The 20,354-nt window shown below is 44.8% G+C and carries 20 protein-coding genes; 8 read left to right on the top strand and 12 right to left on the bottom strand.

Annotated features, from left to right (window positions below; translation table 11 throughout):
• Positions 1-441: 441 nt before the first annotated feature.
• Positions 442-1,041: a hypothetical protein gene (locus tag ABLV17_RS15820; protein WP_348854359.1), complete on the bottom strand. Its 600-nt coding sequence runs from the start codon at positions 1,039-1,041 to the stop codon at positions 442-444.
• A 599-nt stretch (positions 1,042-1,640) separates the two neighbouring features.
• Between ABLV17_RS15820 and ABLV17_RS15825 the strand changes: the two genes are divergently transcribed.
• The 3 genes from ABLV17_RS15825 to ABLV17_RS15835 all read left to right on the top strand — a co-directional run bounded on the left by ABLV17_RS15825 (position 1,641) and on the right by ABLV17_RS15835 (position 3,866).
• Entirely contained in the window at positions 1,641-1,982 is a 342-nt protein-coding gene (locus ABLV17_RS15825; RefSeq protein WP_053065117.1) for a hypothetical protein, read from the top strand.
• Positions 1,983-2,114: 132 nt separating this feature from the next.
• Positions 2,115-2,654 (top strand): type II toxin-antitoxin system RelB/DinJ family antitoxin, encoded by a 540-nt coding sequence (locus tag ABLV17_RS15830; protein ID WP_053065116.1) that lies wholly within the window; start codon positions 2,115-2,117, stop codon positions 2,652-2,654.
• A 294-nt stretch (positions 2,655-2,948) separates the two neighbouring features.
• Positions 2,949-3,866 (top strand): hypothetical protein, encoded by a 918-nt coding sequence (locus tag ABLV17_RS15835; RefSeq protein WP_053065115.1) that lies wholly within the window; start codon positions 2,949-2,951, stop codon positions 3,864-3,866.
• A 58-nt stretch (positions 3,867-3,924) separates the two neighbouring features.
• Here ABLV17_RS15835 and ABLV17_RS15840 read toward each other — a convergent pair whose 3' ends face one another.
• The 5 genes from ABLV17_RS15840 to ABLV17_RS15860 form a co-directional block, all read right to left on the bottom strand.
• On the bottom strand, positions 3,925-4,671 hold the full coding sequence (locus tag ABLV17_RS15840; RefSeq protein WP_053065114.1) for a hypothetical protein: 747 nt from the start codon (positions 4,669-4,671) through the stop codon (positions 3,925-3,927).
• 65 nt (positions 4,672-4,736) lie between these two features.
• Positions 4,737-5,495: a hypothetical protein gene (locus tag ABLV17_RS15845; protein ID WP_053065113.1), complete on the bottom strand. Its 759-nt coding sequence runs from the start codon at positions 5,493-5,495 to the stop codon at positions 4,737-4,739.
• Between the two features lie 243 nt (positions 5,496-5,738).
• Positions 5,739-6,467, bottom strand: a complete 729-nt coding sequence (locus ABLV17_RS15850; protein ID WP_053065112.1) for a plasmid SOS inhibition protein A — start codon at positions 6,465-6,467, stop codon at positions 5,739-5,741.
• Between the two features lie 508 nt (positions 6,468-6,975).
• Positions 6,976-7,845: a hypothetical protein gene (locus tag ABLV17_RS15855; RefSeq protein ID WP_148674114.1), complete on the bottom strand. Its 870-nt coding sequence runs from the start codon at positions 7,843-7,845 to the stop codon at positions 6,976-6,978.
• An 814-nt stretch (positions 7,846-8,659) separates the two neighbouring features.
• Complete coding sequence (locus ABLV17_RS15860; RefSeq protein WP_348854361.1) at positions 8,660-9,931, bottom strand: DUF1173 family protein; 1,272 nt, start codon at positions 9,929-9,931, stop codon at positions 8,660-8,662.
• A gap of 169 nt (positions 9,932-10,100) precedes the next feature.
• On the opposite strand from ABLV17_RS15860, the gene ABLV17_RS15865 reads away from it, so the two are divergent.
• Positions 10,101-10,598: a thermonuclease family protein gene (locus ABLV17_RS15865; RefSeq protein WP_348854362.1), complete on the top strand. Its 498-nt coding sequence runs from the start codon at positions 10,101-10,103 to the stop codon at positions 10,596-10,598.
• A 167-nt stretch (positions 10,599-10,765) separates the two neighbouring features.
• Here ABLV17_RS15865 and ABLV17_RS15870 read toward each other — a convergent pair whose 3' ends face one another.
• The gene (locus tag ABLV17_RS15870; protein ID WP_348854363.1) at positions 10,766-11,338 is read right to left on the bottom strand and encodes a YceI family protein; all 573 of its coding nucleotides are present in this window, start codon (positions 11,336-11,338) and stop codon (positions 10,766-10,768) included.
• Positions 11,335-11,907, bottom strand: a complete 573-nt coding sequence (locus ABLV17_RS15875) for a cytochrome b (protein ID WP_348854364.1) — start codon at positions 11,905-11,907, stop codon at positions 11,335-11,337. Before ABLV17_RS15875 ends, ABLV17_RS15870 begins: the two co-directional genes overlap by 4 nt.
• Before the next feature lie 583 nt (positions 11,908-12,490).
• Between ABLV17_RS15875 and ABLV17_RS15880 the strand changes: the two genes are divergently transcribed.
• The 4 genes from ABLV17_RS15880 to ABLV17_RS15895 all read left to right on the top strand — a co-directional run bounded on the left by ABLV17_RS15880 (position 12,491) and on the right by ABLV17_RS15895 (position 16,000).
• The gene (locus tag ABLV17_RS15880) at positions 12,491-12,895 is read left to right on the top strand and encodes an H-NS family nucleoid-associated regulatory protein (RefSeq protein WP_348854365.1); all 405 of its coding nucleotides are present in this window, start codon (positions 12,491-12,493) and stop codon (positions 12,893-12,895) included.
• A 259-nt stretch (positions 12,896-13,154) separates the two neighbouring features.
• The gene (locus tag ABLV17_RS15885) at positions 13,155-13,760 is read left to right on the top strand and encodes a DUF2913 family protein (protein ID WP_348854366.1); all 606 of its coding nucleotides are present in this window, start codon (positions 13,155-13,157) and stop codon (positions 13,758-13,760) included.
• A 741-nt stretch (positions 13,761-14,501) separates the two neighbouring features.
• The gene (locus ABLV17_RS15890; protein ID WP_069476631.1) at positions 14,502-14,825 is read left to right on the top strand and encodes a hypothetical protein; all 324 of its coding nucleotides are present in this window, start codon (positions 14,502-14,504) and stop codon (positions 14,823-14,825) included.
• Between the two features lie 500 nt (positions 14,826-15,325).
• On the top strand, positions 15,326-16,000 hold the full coding sequence (locus ABLV17_RS15895; RefSeq protein WP_085551649.1) for a hypothetical protein: 675 nt from the start codon (positions 15,326-15,328) through the stop codon (positions 15,998-16,000).
• 341 nt (positions 16,001-16,341) lie between these two features.
• Here ABLV17_RS15895 and ABLV17_RS15900 read toward each other — a convergent pair whose 3' ends face one another.
• The 4 genes from ABLV17_RS15900 to ABLV17_RS15915 all read right to left on the bottom strand — a co-directional run bounded on the left by ABLV17_RS15900 (position 16,342) and on the right by ABLV17_RS15915 (position 20,354).
• On the bottom strand, positions 16,342-17,976 hold the full coding sequence (locus ABLV17_RS15900) for a Na+/H+ antiporter (protein ID WP_085551648.1): 1,635 nt from the start codon (positions 17,974-17,976) through the stop codon (positions 16,342-16,344).
• Positions 17,977-18,217: 241 nt separating this feature from the next.
• Positions 18,218-18,820 (bottom strand): HAD domain-containing protein, encoded by a 603-nt coding sequence (locus ABLV17_RS15905; protein WP_348854367.1) that lies wholly within the window; start codon positions 18,818-18,820, stop codon positions 18,218-18,220.
• Entirely contained in the window at positions 18,817-19,338 is a 522-nt protein-coding gene (locus ABLV17_RS15910; protein WP_085551672.1) for a hypothetical protein, read from the bottom strand. Before ABLV17_RS15910 ends, ABLV17_RS15905 begins: the two co-directional genes overlap by 4 nt.
• Before the next feature lie 59 nt (positions 19,339-19,397).
• The gene (locus ABLV17_RS15915; RefSeq protein ID WP_348854369.1) at positions 19,398-20,354 is read right to left on the bottom strand and encodes a DsbA family protein; all 957 of its coding nucleotides are present in this window, start codon (positions 20,352-20,354) and stop codon (positions 19,398-19,400) included.

Below are 20,354 nucleotides of genomic sequence, written 5' to 3' on the forward strand. Positions count from 1 at the left end.
GGCGGCGTCCCGGCAGCTGGCCGCAGCAGGGGAAAATGTCTACTGTAGTCGACGCGGTGATGACGCCCCGGCAGCTGGCCGCAGTCGGGGAAATGTCTACTGTAGTCGACGTGGTGATGACGCCCCGGCAGATGGCCGCAGCTGGGTAAATGTCTACTGTAGTCGACGCGGTGATGACGTCCCGGCAGCTGGCCGCAGCATGGGAAAATGTCTACTGTAGTCGACGCCGGTGACGACGCCCCGGCAGCTGGCCGCAGCAGGGGAAAATGTCTACTGTAGTCGACGCCGGTGACGACGCCCTGGCAGCTGGCCGAAGTCTGGGAAATGTTTACTGTAGTCGATGCCGGTAGCGGGGAACCCGGCGCTGTCCGAAGCAGAGGAGATATCTACTTTAGCCGACAGCAAAAACGTGGATCACACCGGCGAAATATCTTCAGATGGTTATCCCCTGATGGTGAGTAATCGTCTTAATGCATCATCAGCCCACACTTCAAGGTCATCGTAAGTTCTGAACGTTTTACTGAACACCGAACCGGTTGTGGCTGATGTACCAAACAAACTGAAACCTAACTTGCTGCCGGGCGCTATTTGAAAATCGTCTACAGCCCGGCCATTTAACAGCCACCACAGGTAATGGAAAAAGTCTGGTTTTGATAAGCCCGCTGTACCTAAAGCTGCTTTTCTTGCCAGGTCCTCCCCCCGGTAAATTTTCGGTTTAGGAGGCTCCCCGAGACCACTGCAACTCGGAAGGACAGAATCCCGACAAACACTGTCCTGGTAAATGGTGTAACGGGTATCAAGCGAATCCTTAACAATACGTCCCCACATGATGAAGTGACATGCTTTGTGCCAGCGACGGATCTTAGAGCTCCTCTGTAATCCATTGCAGAGAAGGCAGACAGCAGGTTTTTTGGCTTCATCACGAACATTTCGGTTGTATGATTTCATCTCGACCAGAAAGAACCGGTCGCACACACCAAACAGAGCATCAGCATTTATATCCCGGTCGCTGCCGTTCAGCGAGGCGATGAGATCACTCATTCCGTGTTCACGGCACGCAACCTGCACCTGAGATTTAAACACATCGGTAACGCTGTCTTCTCTGCCTCTGTTACTCACACAAACCTCGCTCAGTTAGAAATTTCGCCGTGACGGCGGGCCACCAGCGGTGAATGTTAAAGCGGGAGGTCAGGCGAAACAATCACCGAAAACGGGAGGGACGGACAACCATACCCAAACGTAAGACAACATACCTCATAGCCCTGCAAAGCCTTTGCCCCGGAGCGTCACGCTCTGCGTGAGTTACGACTGTGCACATTTTCGGCATATTCTTTTTTTCTTTTTTTTTCATTTTTCTCTTTTTTTCACACGCGCGGCGAGGGGCGGGCCGGGCACGGTAAAGGTCCAAAGACTTTGAGGTATGTTGTCTTACGTTTGCTATTTTATCGACTGATCGTCGTGCCGGCATTCAGAAATTATGGAGATGGCCATCTCCGTGTTTGCTCACCTTGTCGCATACAGTAGACACCTCTCCGGGGTCAGGTGCCGGTACCCACCGGACTATTCTGCCCGGAGCTGCTGGTCGTTACGGCTCTGAACTGTTACCCTGGATAATGACTGCATATCGGGGGAGATAGGACATGGGCAAAGTCCAGGGGATTTTTGTTGGTCACCGAAAGTTTGCTGTAGACAGCGACTGGAAAAGACGGGAAGAAGAGCGACGGTATCAGCTGCGTTGCCAGAAATTTGATGCATGGTCAGAAAAATGGATCACGGTCTACAGGCTAAAGAACTCCCGTCTGTGGACTGACGCCGCCATACGCCGCTGGCTTGGCGTGCCCCAGCAGCAGGGCAAATATAAGGTTTTCTCTGTAGAAGCCGTCAGGATTGCGGAAACACGCCCGGATTTTCAGGCGTGGCTACAGACTCGAATCGATAAAAAACGCACCATGGATAAATTCTCAGAGATCCCGTCTCTCTGAATGTGAATACCCGGCTTATTCCTACGCTTCTCTTTATCCGATTGTGCTGAAATGCCAAGGTGTGTAGCATAATTGCTACACAAATATCACTGTGATATGTTGTATAGCAAACTCACTACACGGGAAGTGTGTATGGCACTGTCACAGATCAGCGTTCGCATTGATGAAGAACTCAAACAACGCACGGATGAAACAATGAAACTGCTGGGAACAAACCCCACGCAGGCCATTACTTTGCTCTATCAGTATATTGCTGAAAACGGAAAACTCCCCTTTACGGTCAGGTCCCGGCTTTTTAGCTCAGAGGAATACACTCGGAGGTTAATCACCACTGCCCGATCTGTGTTTGAATACTGGCGTGTGCTTACTGAAACATCGTCAACACCCAGAACGAAAAATGGAATGGCGTACTCAATGACGATCGCAGGACATATTTCAACGCTGCATAACGATCTGATATATGACTGCGGTACCCTGAGCGGTGAAGAGGTCGCGTCATTGATGGACGTTATGGAGGCCATTCTCTCTACTCCTCCGTCTTTTTATAACGGAGAAGCGGGAGGCCAGGAATTGCAGGATAAAGTACACGCCGCCGACCAGACAATTCTGACGATTCAGAAAAATCATGGTATGGAAGTTCAGCGTCGGGAAGATTTTGACTTTCTCAAATGAAAGCGGTGACGATGCGATGGCCCCGAAAAGGAGCTTTTTGGTGTTGTGACGTTCTGCGGGCCGTTCGGCAAAAAATGCGCCCTGATTGTCGTCAAATCGCAGCTTCGTTCCCACTGAGCCGCACAGCGCGTGATGACATTATCAGCTGGATACAACTTTATAAGTCCTGATGATGCATGATGATACAACGCGGCCCGTGTTTCTAACCGACGAAAGCGTGCCAGATTCGTATAGCGTTTCAATATGCAAAGACGATATTCAGTCTGGAGTTTCGTTTAGCGGAGTGATTGTATTTTGGAAAAGATTCAGGCAACTGCTGTTAAATATATCAAGCTGGGAGAGGGAGGCGAATGGGAACGTGAGTGCCTGACATCTGGCATTATTAGGTTTGGTTACGACAAAACACCCCATCAGATGTGTCTTGAGGGAAAGTGGGAAGATGTCAATAAAGTCTGGTTAGAAGAGAGGAAATATAACCAGTCCACTGCCACCAGTGATGTCAGGCAGATAAGGACATTTTACACAGCCACCCCCGATATAGTGTTCATAACTTTCAGCCAGGGATTATTGTATTGGTGCCAGCCTTCCGGGGAAGTCACAGAACTGGATGATGGCAGCAGGATCCGCCCCACTGTGAACGGATGGCACAGCCATAGTCTGGCCGGAAAGCTTCTCTCCCACAGCGTCCTGAGCGGTGCTTTACTCGCTACACAGAATTACCGGGGCACCATCTGCGATGTGCGTTTGGCCGATTATGCCCTCCGGAAAATTAACGATGAGCAATCGCCGGAAATCGTAGACGCGGATATTGCTGAAGATCAGTACCTGAAGGCTATTTCAAGGTTGTGTAGTTTACTTACCTGGCAGGACTTTGAGTTGCTGGTAGATCTGATTTTTTCCGCCAGCGGATGGAAAAGAACCGGGAGCCTTGGGAGGACACAGAAGACGGTCGACATAGAGCTTGAACTGCCCACCACCGGCGAACGGGCATTTGTGCAAGTGAAGTCTGTTGCTGACCAGTCTGTATTCTCTGAGTATCTGTCACTGTTCCAGAGCAGTGACAGCTATGATCGAATGTTCTTTGTCTGGCATCGAGGAACATTGAGTGAGGATCATCGTGCTGAAGGCGTCACGATGATTGGCCCTATCAGACTTGCAGAACTCATACTGGACACCGGACTGGCACGATGGCTTAGAAATAAGGTTTCGTAGCTGCCTGGCACCTAATCCCGTGGAACCGGCTGTAGCTCTACACGGGATTATGTTGAAATTAGGTTCGGACAAGCAGAGATGCATTGTCATAGTAGGCATAACGATCGGGTTCAGCACTGCCAATCTGCACCCCTGAATGGTCCGGCGTCAGAATCAGCCCACCCTGTGCAACATGTATATGCAGGAGATTATCACCTCCGGCCACGTTAAGGTGTAGCGCAGGGACACCGTGATTAATTTCGAGTCGTAAGCCAAAAGATGACTCTCCAGCCGAGTCCACCAGCTCCAGTGATGTCTGGTTCGCTATATGGAGGGTCGCGGTGTAAGGGCGCCCGTCGTCTTCTAGCAGCAGCTCACTGTCTTCCGCAATTCGCCAGTCTACCATTTGGAGCTGTAACTGCTGTTCGATACCCAGTGTCAGACCGGCATTACTTAAAATCCCCTGTATACCCGCTCGTTGTGATTTCACTGATACAGGGACAGATACTGCCTCAATATCATCACCTTCTTGCCAGCCCTCTATATGATAGTTAGCCCAGACATTGTGGTCCGGTGACGGTAGGCGGTCATCTGCTTCAATATGCAGACAGGGTGTGCAGTCGACATCAGAGAGATAGGGTCTCGATATAGCTCCGTCAGTAACCCCGTTAACGGCACCCCCGCAGAAATCGGCGACAACACATCCGATGGCCTTCATGAACTCCTGGTGAGCTACACGTGTGTCCAGTTCGCCCAGCAGCTCAGGTTTAACCAGAAGAGCCGTTACAATTTCGGCCAGTTCTGCAGGGAAAATTTGTTTTGTCATATTGTCTCCGGTGTAACTTAATCAGGTGCGGTTAACGAAACAGGAAGGTTTATTGCTATCGGAAGTCAGATAACCGTCAGGAACTGCTTCAACACCCGATATTCATCAGGAGTGAGCGTTTTCAGGTCGGTTTTTTTTATAGAGGAGCCAGAAACAAAATTGATGACTCCATCGGTATCTTTTTCACCGCCTGTGCGATAGTTAAGCAGTATGTCATCGAAGCGATGCTCTGCGTTTACGTTAGCCGGGCAGCGAAGAATAAATTTCTCTGGAAATTCCAGTTCATCGTGGATCTCGGTAAAAGAACAGAAGTAATAGTGCATACTTTCTGTAAATGAGGTTCGCTCAGCTTCAAGGAACTCGTGGTTACCAGTCCAGCGAATAAAGTCACGGGAAACGACACAAGCAGCGCCGCCATAGCCATCGGTGCGTCTGAAGTTATTGGAGGTGTGTGATATCTGAAACTCGATAAGTTCATTTCGTTCAAAGGCAATGAGTGATGCCTGAGCAAAAAGCGCTGCATGCTCTGAATTGAAATTACCGCAATCACTGTGAACAAGGAAACCCTCAGAACATATTTCACCATCAAATGACCAGTCGCAGTCATCAATAACTTCATCAACAGTTCTGTCCGGATGATTCAGCACACAGTGACGCACAACACGTTCCATTTCAGACAGGTTTTCAGTGCTCGGACAGGAGATGAGCTTAGCAATGAAGTTGTCGTCAGGCTCAAATAACTCATTCATTGCTTCCAGTAGAACTTCGCTCTGAACGGGGGTAGTATTAATAACAAATGCAGAAAGCGAATAATAGTCAGCCATTTTAATCTCCATGTAATATTTAAGTATAAAGAGGCAAGGGAGTATTAATACGCTCATCATAACAAATAGAATTAGCTCATCAAGAGGGTATTTTTAAAAGCTTCAAACTCATAATTCAGGAAAAATTTATCTGAATGTTTATAGGTTGTCGCCACTAGAAACACTACCAAACTTTAGATGAGAGGCAATTAAAAGTAAGATAAAATGAGTTTATCCGCCCTGGTTGCTGGATGAAATTAGCAATCACATTGCAAATGTAATACTCAATGGCAATGCTGAAACACACAAATTGTATTCCCATAAAGTAATTGAGCTAAGAACATAATCAATTTCATCTAGCAACTCATGTAACGAGTTGCACCAGATATAGTCACTTCGATATTTAGTAATCCAGAATCTTGACCACCAAGTTCTGAGCATCATGAAAATATCACTATCACGTAGACACTGACCATGGATCTCATCGTGCCAGTCCCTGAGCCATTGTTTGTGCTCCCCAGGACGGCAGAAATTGAGGCGCTGGCTTGAAATGGCCTTATCGGTATGAAACGAGATTTCTTTTGATTGCGAATGGCTGGTGGTCTTGCGCTTGTCCCGCAGTTCCATAATCATTTCACGGTGATCGCGGCGCTGTGTTACCCGGTTCTGTAAGCCTGGAAACATCGCTACGGCCACAGACCATGAGAGCGGCAGGGTAAAGGCTTCTCCACGGGTATCAATCAGGAGATCGATAGCACGGATGTAATCCATTTTTGTAGCCTCGCCACGTACTGACGGGTCATAAGAAGCATCGACCTGACGGACATCACTCGATGTAATTTGAGCCTTACCTGTTAATGCTCTGAAAAAAGCTTTTGCATAGGCCAGCTCCCCCAGATTCCTGCCCATGGATCGACGGCGCTCGACGTAAGCAACAGAAGCCATTGCACAGTGTTGATATAAGCCAAGAGGAACGAGTTCTGTACCTGCCATGAAATTAAACCCTCATTTAAAAGCTGGTGTAGTTGACATGATTATCCTACCAGGTTTTATTTGTTCCGTAAGGGGTGTTTTAAATAGTGAAATCACAGGAAGAAAAAAACCATGATAAACACTGGAAGTCTATGAAATGGGGCAGGGAATTAAAAACATTCTATTTTAAAACTTCAGTGTTAAATTATTTCGTGAATTACTATGAGATAACTACCTTTTCACGTATGACGATGCGTTTTATAATTTCCTGATATTAAATTTATATCATTTACTTTAGTGATGCCGGGATATCCGGCTTGATGGAAAATATGAAAGATGGAGTAGAGATGTGACTGATTTGAAATCTACTAGCAGCATGTTTATATGTGGCATATAAAACCTGGATAGATTACAAAAGTGATTAAATTACGTTACCTTAAAATTAACATCTGCAATTTCATCACGTTCAAATAAATACCACAAATAGACAATGGAAGCCCTTTAAGATGTTAAGGCTTCCCCATCCGAATTACCTGATAATGTTTTCAATTAAAGAAAAAATATAGTCTCTGTCAGCATGGCAACCCGTTAGTGTTACAGGATCGAAAACGATATTGTCTGAATCAACATAACGGAGACGTAGGTAAACTTCCTTTCGCAATTCATTCTTCCTGTTTTCCATCAGGACCGGAGAATAATCCCTTGGAGCCATTAGCATTATACATAATGCAGCGACAATACCTATTGTCATATAAAAGTAAAACGAACTTTCAAATAAATCTACAGCTGTCTTTGACAACTCAAATCCAGTGAGCATGAAAATTCCATATGCACCATAAGTGAGAATGTTCAATGCGATGAATCCCACAACCAGGTACATTAACAGCTCATGCATTCTCGATAAATCCGGTTCAGCTGTTTTGCCCTGAGGAGGTGCAAAAATAGCCGATCGTCCCGTCTGATTTGTTTCGCTACCAGAGTAACCGCCACCACCCAGAACTACGCCGGACTGAGATAGTCCACCGCCTAAAAGTGTGCCGGATTTTTGTGTAGTTGTCGTCTCTCGCAGATATAAACCACTAATAGATACTCCCTCAGTGGGGCCGTAGCTGACCTCAATAATTTTCATAAAATCATCCGTTTGTTCAGGTGACAACCATCTTAGCAACCGCAGTTCCCGGTGTTTTTCTACAGAGAGCGGAAAAGTGCATTTAACCAAAAATTTTCTATGGGCCTGATAACTGAACATAAAAATGGCGAGCCTAACTGAACACAACTTGATAGCTAAATGGTATTCTTCTTGAAAACCGGCAAAGGATTCAACTAACCAGGGGTGGTTTGTTGAATGTGGAGCATTCGCCCCTTTGCCGGTTTGACTCTTCCTGCCTGAAGCCGACACCTCTGAATCTGCAGGCTTTCTTATTAAGTTCTGACCATTTCCTTAAACACGACAGAGCTGCCGAATTTCTGTTCAATTCCATGATTATTGCGTGACAGTGTCACTTAGTAGATTCAATTTGATTAGAATCATGCCGTGATGGTTACAGGTGAAACAGCTAGCTTGCTAACATTATATCTATGCTTTGCTTGTGTATTAATGAAAAGGGGTTTCATTAATATCATCGAGCTGAGATCGGAAACATAAATTCAGATTTGCAGGATTTTGGAGATCGGATATCGGTTTGACTGAAATTCGCCCATTTTTTAACACTTCGAATAATAACGTTTATTCCATGTGTTAAAGAAATGTAACTTCACAAGGGGGAGGGTAACCGGCTTTTTAATCAGTGCAAAAATTACTTTTGGAGTGGTTTTCACACAGGTTACGCTACGTGAAATCTGGAAAAAATCGGAGGGGTGAGTACGTCAGATTTTACGCAGCGCACGGCGATGAAAAACACATTTTTGGATGATTTCTGGCCGGTTTACGGATCATTCTCGAAACCACAGGGTCAAGGACAACAGGGTTGAAGCCCATTATGCTGAAAAGTTACTTTTGTGCTTTGTGGGGGAAGAACGGTCAGGGGATCGGTGTCGTCCAACATTAAAAGCAAAAGTATAGTTAATAGGATTGAAGTACGGTGTAAATGATACTGACAAATGAATGAGAGGGTTAAAGTATTAGGTTTTCCTGGATTAGAAATCAACAATAACAGTAGAGAAGTGAAAAAGGGGAAAAAGGAAAGGGCCGAAGCCCTTATAGTATGTCGCCGTTAACTTCTGGCTTTAGCTGGCAGTTGCGGGAGGGGGCCAGCCGGTGCAATCCATGATGCCCAACCGTTCTTTCCATATCGTTCATTATAGTAACTTTCTTTAATCGCCTTTCGCGCCAGATATGAAGCTGTATCCATGCCAAATACCTCAATAGGAAATAGTTCATGACTACCTGTATCCGTAAGGCAGAAATCAGGAAAGACATCATTATTCGAGGCATCATATCTTAGTGGCTTGATGAACGCTCTCTCCTGGTTATGAAGATAATTAAGCATAGTAAGTTCATAGCTCGAATCTGCAGGGATCCAGTTATCATCAACGTTCATCAGGGCTATCTGGAGGGGCTTAAGATAGGACGTATCTTTACCCTTAAATTTACCTGGTTCGCCTATAGCAATACAGATTACATTGCCTCCTGCTCTCCAGTTTGCTATTTCAGAGGGGAATCTCTTCTCCAGTAACGTCCAGTCATCTGTATTCATCAGCACGACCGGTACACCAGAAAAATACCTTACCGGGAGGCGCTTCGATACATTCGAATGTTTTTCAGAGTTATATTTAGACAGTGCATTGAGGCAAATTAGACGTTCCTTGCTCAGCATAACCGCATCTACCATTTTTATATTTTTGGTTTCCTGAGGAGTCGAAGGATATGCACCAACCAGTAAATGCGTGGATAGTGGATGTGATGCGATTTTAATTTTTTCCGATGAGCTGGTAATAAGGTTGAATACCTTTCCTGGATTACGTTTACCGGTCATTTTCGGATACCAGCGATTCAGGCCGCTGTCATCCCAAAGGAACTGGAGCAAACCTAGCAGCGACATACTAGTTTGCGAAACTCCACCAGGTGAGTTCCTGTTATCTACCGGAACGATCGAGGTAGGTTCCGAGTCAGATGAGGCTAATGCAACGTCGAGTCTGATGCCGAAGCCACCATCTTTAAGATCTTTGACCACACCATGTGTATAGCATTTTAAACCGGAATTATCTTTATCCAGCGTGAAAAAAATACAATCAGGAGAATGCTGTCCACCCGTATTCGGATACCGGGCAAGGAAATAGGTGTCACCGCCTGTACTATATTTTACGGCAAGGAACTTAGTTCCTTTTCCTTTACATGTACAAGATACCTTTGCTTCAACAGATGCATGTGCTCTCGACAAAACGGCATACCAGCTTTTCTTAAACTCCTCTTTTGTCTGAAAATCTCGTGTATACCTTTTGCTCTCAGGCCCATATGATATAAGCACATCATTTATTGTAGACATAAGTCCTCCTTTTTTCAGCGGCCATGTGATTTTCTAGCATCTGAAAGTTAATATCATACAGATTGACACAAAAGCACGATATTAATAAAGTAATATATACGTCGAAAGTAACTTTCCACTTTCATTTTGCTCTTTACGTGACCTCGGTGACCTTATCACCCAGAGAAATATGATGCTTAAACTCCCTCTATTGAAAGTTACGTTCTACCCCTTTATCACTCTTATATTTTTGGGTCCCCTGATATCTTATGCGGACAGCTTTTCTGCAAAAGTCGTCCGTGTTATTGATGGAGATACAGTCGTGGTATATGACGGTACTCAACAAACAAAAATCAGGCTGTATGGTATTGATGCCCCAGAGAGTAATCAGGCATTTGGTCAGAAGTCTAAGAATTTTATGATCCAACTTGCAGCAAACCGGGTTGTTGATATTGAGGAACATGGTCAAGACGTTTATGGCCGCACGCTCGGCACTCTTTTTCTGGAAAACCAGGATCTGAATGGCTTAATGGTATACGAAGGCATGGCATGGGCATATCGATACCAGGGTCGTTTAATCGTCCCTGAGTATGGTGCTCTTGAACAGGATGCCCGTAACACCCAGAGGGGGCTGTGGGCAGATCCACACGCCATTGAACCACGACAGTGGCGACATAAAAATGATTAACTGATGACTGTGTAGTGCCTTATACGATACAGGACCTTACTTCCTTTTTTGAAAGTAACTTTCTACCTGATTGATTCAATTTGAAACGGTTTTTCTGTAGATTTAAGAAAATTTCATCTATCTAAGGTTTCAAATTAAAAACCCCGGGGAATACCCGGGGTTATGATTTATTGCTTAATTCCTTCGACAGATATAATAAGCTCAACATCCTGTGATGCTGGTCCCAGGTCGCTCTTTATATTAAAGTCTTTCAGGCGGATATTACCTTTAGCTTCAAAACCTGCACGCTGACCACCCCATGGGTCTGCCCCTTTACCAATCAGTTTCGCATCAAGAGTTACAGGGCGTGTCACACCATTAAGTGTCAGGTCACCGTTAATATCAAAGTTTTCGCCATTTTGTTTAACTGACGTTGACACGAAAGTCGCTTCAGGAAATTTTGTAGTATTCAGAAAGTCTGCACTACGAAGATGTTTATCACGTTCAGCGTGGTTCGTATCAAGACTACCGGTTGCAATCTTCACACTAACCTTATCGGCTTCAGGGTTAACCTCATCGTATGAGAAAGTCCCGTCAAAATCTTTGAAGGTGCCGTATAACCAGCTATAACCAAGGTGTTTGATCTTAAAATTGATAAATGCGTGCTGACCTTCTTTATCAATTTTGTAATCAGCTGCAACAGCTGATCCAGAGGCAAAGAGCACAGCAATTAGTGAAAGACCCAGCAGGTGTTTTTTCATTCTTCTACTCCAGTTTGTGACGACGATTTACCTATCATTCTGAGAAGTGTTTCGTCTTTATCGATAAAATGGTGTTTTACGGCCATCAGTCCATGCATCACAGAAGCAATAACAATTCCCCATGCAACCCATAGATGGATTATGCCTGCGACGTCAGCTTGAACTGCTGCATCGGTTAATGTTGCCGGTACCTCAAATAAATCAAAAACATTTATTGGTTTACCATCCGCAGTTGATATTAGATACCCACTAACCACAATAGTTATAAGCCCTGAATACAGAAGTAAATGAGCTGAAGCAGCACATATTCGTGTCAGTCTCGAATAGCTCTTTAAAGGCGCTGGGGGAGGGGAAACAACTCGCCATACAATCCTGATGAGTAATCCCATCATAAGCAGGATACCGACCCCTTTATGTATATCTGGTGCTTTATGATACCAGACATCGTAATAACCTAATGTGACCATCCATAAACCCAGAGCAAACATCACATAGACTGTCACTGCTGTTAACCAGTGCATGGTTATAGATATAAAACCAAACGCGGTTTTTGAATTTCCCAAGTGCATATGTATCAAGCTCTTTCTTGTTACAAAATTCTAAAATGAACACATTCCATTAATAAATCAATCATTAAATAGCAGTAAAAGTGAAATTTGGTTCTGATTCAAATAAATTGTCTGACTTGTATATCTCTTGCGCTAACATTTAGTTCATTGATACATCCGTAAACCTCAGCTATATATATTTACGTAAATCTGGCTTACATAAACTTAATGTTCATTCTTCCATTTCGATCTTTAGCGTTTCGGCCGTTGTGTTGTTTACAGCCCAACCTGTTTGTACATCCTAATGTTAATTGATTTAACAACCCCTGACTATTCAGTCGCATAGCGGTCTATGGCCTAAGAAAAGTGATTAAGAAATAGCCTGCACAAAATTCTATAATCAGAATTACTCTCTTAACCTAACCATTAACGAATCTCACTCTGTCATTAAAATATAGACTTACAAATACATCGTTGCAGGAATCAGTCCATTTAATGTGCGCATACATAATACTTTATAAAGAAAGCTTGCCGAATTATGTGTACTTAATATATTGTATGTCCAGCACCGAAGAGACACAAACAATCAAAACACGAGGTCAAAATGAGCGAGGCACTACAGGTTCTAAACAATATTCGTACACTTCGCGCTCAGACACGGGAAGTGGCTTTAGAGGCGCTCGAAGATATTCTTGAAAAATTAACGGTCATCGTTAGTGAGCGTCGTGAAGAAGAAAAAGCAAATGAAGAAGCTAACCGGGTGCATTTAGAAAAACTCAGTCAATATCGTGAAATGCTGATTGCTGATGGTATTGATCCGAGTGAACTAATGTCTGCAGCCGGTATCGTAAAAGAACGGAAGCAGCGTAAATCTCGTCCTGCGAAATATGTGTACACCGACGATGCCGGTGTGGAAAAAACCTGGACAGGCCAGGGACGTACACCGGGTCCAATTCAGGCCCAGCTCAATACAGGCAAATCACTTGAAGATTTCCTAATCGAAAAGTAAATTTCGAAACGATATGAAGCCACCATTCTAAGGTGGCTTTTTTCTTTTACTCAATAGCCGTTTAACCACTTTTTGATGTTTTCAACCCACTACGATTGTCAAAGTAACTCAAAGACCGTAGTACGAGCTTCTGACCCATTACATCTCGTCCTTCACCGCTGTACTGGATGATCTAGTATTAACGACTGAAGTACGCCAGTGACCTCTCTTGTGGTATTCTCCTTCTTTCACCAGTAGCTGCACTACCCCGGAGATTTCTTTGACTGTTCTACCTACCAAACGGCCAGATACAGAACTGGCTCACTTTTCATGGTGTATCCTTATCGCTGTTGCGCTTGCTCGCAGGGAAGGAAAGATACAGTCTTCGCTACAAACCCATATGTTTATTATGCAATGGTTGTCTACTGCACAGAAACGTAAACTGTTTCCCAGATCATTAGCACAGGATATTATCTGGTTACAGGAACAGGGTAAGCATAAGGGCCCGTCTGCACGCCTGTATAATAAGGTTGAATATTTATGGCTGGCGAGTTCAGGTGAGTTAACCAAACAGAGTACCTTATTCAGGTTCACCTGTATGATTGACACACTTCGAACTATGGGGTGGCAGGATTATCTGCTCTCGGATACAGACTGGCAGAATGGATGGACATCTGGCCCCGGAAAACCTTCTATCTATACGCAGAAATCAACGCTTAAAGATTTATTTACTCAATCTGGAATGCTCATCAAGCCCCTTAGCATACGCTTGTCCGGATGTACTGACGGTATATATCCCTTGCTAGAGCAGTGTAGGCTTAGTTACGTGTCTCAACCTGCAACCCAAGGGTTTTCCGTTCTGCAGTTAAATGCTGATACGAAATGATGAGCACGTTATCTTCTTCAGTAAGAAAGCACTGACGCACTGAAGTTGAATGAATAACTGGCTGAATACCAATTCGCCTGAGAACGAGAACCCGCTAAATGCAAAATAATATGATAGTTTCATTTATCGATCCTTTTATAGAGTACAAAGGGTTAATAACTATCTGTTTGGTTATTTTCCTGGTTTTCTTGCTTTGGTTAACACTAAGGCATCTCGCGACCTATTATGTCGCCATTAAAATACAGACAACCCATAAGAAAGGACTCGCTAATGATGACCATCCTGAGGTCACCCAATGGCTCAAGAACAAGAGTATTACGTTCTTCTGGTTGCATCTTGCAGCACTGGTCGTCATATCATACAGCGCAATTCGTCTTTACTCGCAGATCTATCCGTAACCACGGTTGTCATAGCATTTACTACAGAACAAGCAGACTACAGGGCTATCAATAAGGATGTTTGCTGGCCGACTGCAACGAAGAAAACCGGGAAGACTTTGCGTTGCTGCAAACCAATTCCCCAGACTAACTGACAAACATGAATATGCTGGCCGGGTATGGACATTTCTATATAGCCAGACTGCACCTGAAAAAGACGCACCAATAAATTACTTTAAATTCAATAACTTAGGTGCGCATAATGTACGTTATGTGAAATGCTCGGGAAGAAGTCGAAAATCATTGAAAATGATGCTACGCTGATGAATCATACCTACCCCCTTTTCGCCAACAGGATTGAACCATGGATAAAGATGACGTCCCCGCCGGTCATAAACGATGCAAAAAATGCCATCTGGTCAAGCCATTTGATTCATTCGGCAAAGAGACCAAAGGTAAGGATGGGCTGAAAAGCCGTTGTCGTCTATGCATTAGCAGTAAGAACAAAGAGTATGCAATCGGTTCCGGTGCCGAAGTCAAAAAGTCGAGTAACCAGCAGTACCGAGATGCTAACTCTGAAGTGTTAAAAGAGAATAAACGGCTGGCTCGACTCAAGCTCAAATATGGTGAACTATATAATGAATACCTTGCCCATGAAGAGATACGTAAAAATCTAAAGGATGAGTAAAAGGACAACAAATATGACGGTGACTCACATTCCATGTTTCCGCACACGACTTAATGCAGATATAGATAATATAATCAGCGTCTTTGATAAATTGATGACTGAATGTGAAGGTAAGATAATCCCCATAAAATCCATACATGTCCATGGTTTATCTCTGTTTGAGGATATGTACGTACGCTCACGCTGCGGATCGTTATCCCTCCTGTGTAAGCCTGTACTTGTTGTTTCCTCTGTATCGGTACTATTTCAAAAACAAGGATGCTTCAGCACCCTCCTTTCTCGTTTAAAATCACATTGCATGACTCATGGTTATTTATTGAAAATTGAGAGCGTAATAGCACCAGAACTAAGGGCTTACCTTATCAGGCAGATGTTTGTTTTCCCTGGAGAAGAATGCCAATGTGGTTCCGGGTATTGGGTGCATCACGATGATCCTGCTTACTATTTATTAACCACGCTTCCCAGCTAATAATCAGCACCTCTGTTGAGGCCTTTAACTTATGCAAACCATACATCTCATCACTACATGTGCTAAAAGCAAAAGTGGTCCAATAAAGGACACAATTTTCCCATACCAGACACCTGATACAGAACTTTCTTACCAAATATGGAAGGAACGCGTTGAATACCGTTACGCATCAGGGTGTGACATAAAAGAAACGAAAGACATCTACCGTGGTGCTCACTGGAATTCGGCTAAGTCCATTGCAGCCTCACATTCCCGTATATCCCTTTGGGTTATTTCTGCAGGCTTGGGCCTGCGGCACAGCTCTGACCCCGCGATCCCTTATGAAGCGACGTTTTCTCAGCTTGGAAAAAAGAGCGCCAGCATCTGGGGAATGCTGACCTCCGACCCTGTTCTTCCGGGAAAAGTAACTTCTCTTGCGGAGCTGTTAAGCTTGTACCGGCATGATGTCTTTGTCATCGCCGCCTCTCCCGTCTATCTGAACGCTGTAGAGGACGATCTCATTCACGGAGTGGCTTATCTCACCTGTCCGAGAGAACAGCTTAAAATCGCTTCCAGCGCTTCCTACAACGGTAGATTAAGGGAGTATGTGCGATACGGTGGAAGTCCTATGATGAAAGACCTTAATTCAAACATGACGACACTGAACATAAAACACGCTGGTATGCTGATCCATGAGATGGGGATCATGCCAGACAAACTATGTTGAATATTCTTTCGTACGTTTACGTGAACCGGATTTCTCCCAACATACCGACAGAAAAATCACGGTCCCCGGATTTCCCCTGACCACAACATCACCAGAGCCTGTCACACTGGCCTGCAGCGATACACAGGCCCAAGTGTGTAGTTGCATTCATTTGACTACCCGATTGCATTTTCTTGACTATCGCAAACAAAAAATCGCCACCGATGGTTACAGAGGTATAAAACAATATTTTCAGACATGCATAATTCCCTAGGCACAATAATTGATAATGAGTGTTGAATTAACAAAGCCTTCAGCCTCCCCACTCATCGCAGAACAGAGAGGACTGATACGGACACCTGTTAATGAAGACTCTCTTCTTTGAGGTCGATCGCCCTGAGCGTCTGATGGAATGCGGTATCGCTGATGGTACGGGCCTTTCGCATACGGAAAAGCTCATTACGTTGCGCGATAATAGCCTCACGTTGCATAAACTTCTCAAGCCTGGTGCGTTTCATCAACTCCAGTCCGACGTCGGTTTGTTCATCGCTGTAGTTGTAGTGAAGCCGCCGCTGGTATGTCTCAAGGAGCATATTTCCGGCATCAGCTCGTAATGCCTGCTCATCGGGATCATCGACAGGCTGGCTAAGCAAATCGCTCAGTCGGTTGATGGCCGCTTCAGTCAATGCTGCACCGATATTGCCGCTACCGGCGTCATGAGGCAAATCCTCTCCGAGAGAGCGTGTCATGAAGGGAAGTCCTACAGCTGCCACAATAAGTGATAACAGGATCACCGCCATTGAGAGAAATATAAGCAACTCTCTGCCCGGGAACGGTGACCCGTCATCCAGTACGGCCGGAAGCGTCAGTATCCCCGCCAGAGTGACTGAACCCTTCACACCCGCGAGAGCCATCACGGCCATCGCAGTGAACCGGGGGCGGGCAGTCGTGACCTTACCCCGACGTTTCTGACGAAATACCGTCAGGGTTATGGACAGCCATACCCAGATGAAACGCATCACGCCAAGGGCTAGTGTGATAACCACAGCATACAGCAGTAAGTACCACGGGGATGAAGCGCCTGCCTGTTGTGCCACATCTGGCAGAGTCAGTAACATACGTGGCAACTGCTCGCCCAGCATCAGGAAAATCATCCCGTTTAGCGTGGTCTGAAGCATATTCCACACGGCACTGCTTTTCATGCGTGTGGCCGGTAAACGAGGCCCCGACAGCTGCTCATAGTGCATAGCGATGCCTGCGGCTACGGCAGCCAAGATCCCCGAGACATGGAATGCCTCAGCGAGAATATACGCCGCAAACGGGATAAGGAGGCTAATCAGTATCTGAATGGCCGGTTCTTCGCGTGTCCGTTTCACCAGAAAATTATTGCACTTACCGGTTACCCAGACGACCACAAGACCGCTCAGAATGCCACCGAAGGCCATCAGGAAGAATTTGGTAACCGCCTCTCCCGGGGAGAAGGTACCGGTGAGTACTGCAGCAATCGCAAAATTAAATGCCACAAGGCCGGATGCATCGTTTAGGAGGGATTCGCCTTCGAGGATATGCGCCATTCGTGAGGGCAGCGGAGAGTTTGCAGTCATGGCAGAGACGGCCACCGGGTCAGTTGGTGACAGAATCGCAGCGAGCGCAAATCCGGCGGCCACCGTAACCGCTGGGATAAGCCAGTGAATAAACCAGCCAATGCCAATAATGGTGACCAGAACGAGTCCAATCGCCAGTGACAGGATGGGTTTCAGATCACTGAAAAACGCATCCTTTGGTATTCGCCAGCCATCCAGAAACAACAGAGGGGGAATGAACAACAGCAGGAAGATATGCGGATCGAAATCAACCTGAAAGCCTCCGGCAGCGAGACCAGCCCCCGCAGCTATTTGGATCAAAGGTAATGGAATTTTTACGGGCAACAAATGAGATAGAAACACAGTAACAACTATCGCTATCATGAATACAAGGACAATGGTAATCAGCGACATATTGCCCCTCCTCTTCTCATGGCAAACTCTTCAGGCATGTATGTTCATCCTTATCAGCAGGTGACTCTAATAGAGCGTTTATTCTAGGGGGGACGGGGATCGCTGGACAATATGTGTTGCTGTTTATTCTGTTAAACCTTCCCGATAATCCGTGGATGCCAGCTCCTTACCCCTGGTGTAACTTTCTTCGTTTCATAATCGGCGTTTATTTCATCGCATTCAGAATATGAAACGCGCGCCTTCAGGAGAAATACTGACGATACTTCATGATGACTTCGGATACTGTTTCGTCAGTCATCCCCTCTCTATATTTTGTTGATACCAGATTTTTACACCCAGGTGGAAAACGGTGCGACTCATCATCAATAATAATAAAATTACTGATACCCAGATGTTGGGAATTTGAAAGACATTCCCTGTACCGGATATATTCAATATCCGGTACATCCTGAAGTGAAGGTGTAACGCCAATGATTCTGTTCTGGTATGATACCGGGAAAAGATGCTTTAGCGCCTCTAAAGACATCGTCTCCCTCCAGCTGCTGGAGACCACGATGAGGATTTCTGGACATTGAGTTAAAATTTCTTCAAGCAGGGGCATTCTTTCAAAGGACTCATTCATCCTTCTATGCAGGACGCCGTCAAAATCAAGATAGAGCAGAACAGTGCCGTCTGGATGAATGGCAGTTGTTACTTCAGGCGATGCTGTAAATTCATATGATTGTGTATTTTTAACACGACTTTTATTTAGACAGTCGTATAGCATAGCACTGAGAATGAGAATAATCACAGAGGCGGCAAACGCCACCCCACCAGCTGAAAGTGAAAACAAAGCCCCTGTCATCTCTCCCCCTTTTGCTCTTCATACTTGATTTTAAGAGTGGAAAATCCATCAAACTCTTTACTTTCAAGATTAAATTCATCCGCTATTAATTTCAGCCCACCCAATGAAGAAAACGGCGGCACTGATAATTTAATATCTTTGATTACATCTGTATTATTAACTACTGTATCTATGTCTTTCATGGCTTTGTTCAACCAAAAATGGCTTTCCGACATAAGTGAAAAAACATACTGAACGTCATCTTCTCTTTCACAGATTATGCTTCGGCCATCAAACTTAACCGTCTCCTGGTTGAAGTAATCTGCCAAAAACTTCAAATGCGTATTGCTTAAAGATAAGTTTCTGTAAGCGTCTTTCATGCCGCCGTTGTACTCTGAGTCAGCCAGATGAAAAGCCTTATAGACTTCCTCGTACCGCTTATTCAATCTTTTTTTTGACTTAATGCTTTTATAAAGCATGTACGATAAGAAAATAATCAAAAGTAACATACTGTAGAAAATATTATTTTGTTCGAACATAAAAATCACCCTGTAAATTATTGCCATTTATAAAACAACAAAAACAGAACCCTTACAATTTAATTACCGGCAGCAAGGTCTATGGCTTTTTGAAGCCTGTAAAGTTCGGGAGCACCAGGCATTACTGTGGTCGTTTTGTTTTGCGGATTCTTAATGTTCATGACGATGAATACCGGAGTACCACTATAATTGAGCTTATCAGCCAGCATCATGTTCGCATCAAGCACATTCTGGAGCTGGTCACGTAGCTCTGCAGCCAGAAGGAAGTTACCGTGTTCGTCAAGAATATCTTTATAGCCCAGCCCATGAACCAGCGTTGCCAGGTTTTTCGGTGAATAATCCTTTCTGGCCTGAAGCGCTATTCCGGTCTCGTTCATTAATTTATTATGAAACTCATAATATTTATCCTGACCGTATGTCCTGTAAATATAAAGACCAATTTTCGCGCCCATACCTGATATCGGAGTACGGTCTGCGAAGATTGTGAAATCTTTAAAGAACGTGCGCACATTTTTGTTCGCGCTAATGGCTTTCTCAAGAACCGGGCTGGATTGCTGGCAGAAATGGCACATGTAATCGAAGAATTCGATCACGGCTACATCCGCACTCTCAGGACCGTAGTTTGGCGTGTAGGTCGATTCCAGGAGAACGTCCTTAGTATTCACTACATTAGACATTTTCTCACCATCGCGGTTAGACTCCAGGCGTTTACCTGCTTCTACCAGGTTTTCAGGATGGTCGATCAAATATTGAGCCGCTGTCTTTCCAATCAGCTCTTTGTCCTGTTCTGTCAGGACTAAACCGGCTGGCTGATTCGCCTGATGCTCTGTAAGTTTTAACGTATTGAGACTATTAACCTGTTCGATGAGTTGGTTGTTGACTAACTCATTGGTACGATCATTCAATTTCATCAGGTTACTGCCAGGTCCCCAGATCACCGAACCGGCTACAAAGCCACCAACCACCAGGGCAATATTAATCAAAGTACGTTTTTTAGAGCTTTGTTTATTTTCCAT

Origin of the sequence: Klebsiella sp. CN_Kp091 (assembly GCF_040065095.1) — a bacterium.
Classification (GTDB): domain Bacteria; phylum Pseudomonadota; class Gammaproteobacteria; order Enterobacterales; family Enterobacteriaceae; genus Klebsiella; species Klebsiella aerogenes.

Bases quoted from the DNA above. Each gene is read 5' to 3' on its own strand.
- ABLV17_RS15870 (WP_348854363.1), bottom strand. From the start codon at position 11,338: ATGAAAAAACACCTGCTGGGTCTTTCACTAATTGCTGTGCTCTTTGCC.
- ABLV17_RS15890 (WP_069476631.1), top strand. From the start codon at position 14,502: ATGGATAAAGATGACGTCCCCGCCGGTCATAAACGATGCAAAAAATGC.
- ABLV17_RS15820 (WP_348854359.1), bottom strand. From the start codon at position 1,041: ATGAGTGATCTCATCGCCTCGCTGAACGGCAGCGACCGGGATATAAAT.
- ABLV17_RS15915 (WP_348854369.1), bottom strand. From the start codon at position 20,354: ATGGAAAATAAACAAAGCTCTAAAAAACGTACTTTGATTAATATTGCC.
- ABLV17_RS15905 (WP_348854367.1), bottom strand. From the start codon at position 18,820: ATGACAGGGGCTTTGTTTTCACTTTCAGCTGGTGGGGTGGCGTTTGCC.
- ABLV17_RS15880 (WP_348854365.1), top strand. From the start codon at position 12,491: ATGAGCGAGGCACTACAGGTTCTAAACAATATTCGTACACTTCGCGCT.
- ABLV17_RS15830 (WP_053065116.1), top strand. From the start codon at position 2,115: ATGGCACTGTCACAGATCAGCGTTCGCATTGATGAAGAACTCAAACAA.
- ABLV17_RS15895 (WP_085551649.1), top strand. From the start codon at position 15,326: ATGCAAACCATACATCTCATCACTACATGTGCTAAAAGCAAAAGTGGT.
- ABLV17_RS15875 (WP_348854364.1), bottom strand. From the start codon at position 11,907: ATGCACTTGGGAAATTCAAAAACCGCGTTTGGTTTTATATCTATAACC.
- ABLV17_RS15865 (WP_348854362.1), top strand. From the start codon at position 10,101: ATGATGCTTAAACTCCCTCTATTGAAAGTTACGTTCTACCCCTTTATC.
- ABLV17_RS15825 (WP_053065117.1), top strand. From the start codon at position 1,641: ATGGGCAAAGTCCAGGGGATTTTTGTTGGTCACCGAAAGTTTGCTGTA.
- ABLV17_RS15900 (WP_085551648.1), bottom strand. From the start codon at position 17,976: ATGTCGCTGATTACCATTGTCCTTGTATTCATGATAGCGATAGTTGTT.
- ABLV17_RS15850 (WP_053065112.1), bottom strand. From the start codon at position 6,467: ATGGCAGGTACAGAACTCGTTCCTCTTGGCTTATATCAACACTGTGCA.
- ABLV17_RS15910 (WP_085551672.1), bottom strand. From the start codon at position 19,338: ATGTTCGAACAAAATAATATTTTCTACAGTATGTTACTTTTGATTATT.
- ABLV17_RS15840 (WP_053065114.1), bottom strand. From the start codon at position 4,671: ATGACAAAACAAATTTTCCCTGCAGAACTGGCCGAAATTGTAACGGCT.
- ABLV17_RS15845 (WP_053065113.1), bottom strand. From the start codon at position 5,495: ATGGCTGACTATTATTCGCTTTCTGCATTTGTTATTAATACTACCCCC.
- ABLV17_RS15860 (WP_348854361.1), bottom strand. From the start codon at position 9,931: ATGTCTACAATAAATGATGTGCTTATATCATATGGGCCTGAGAGCAAA.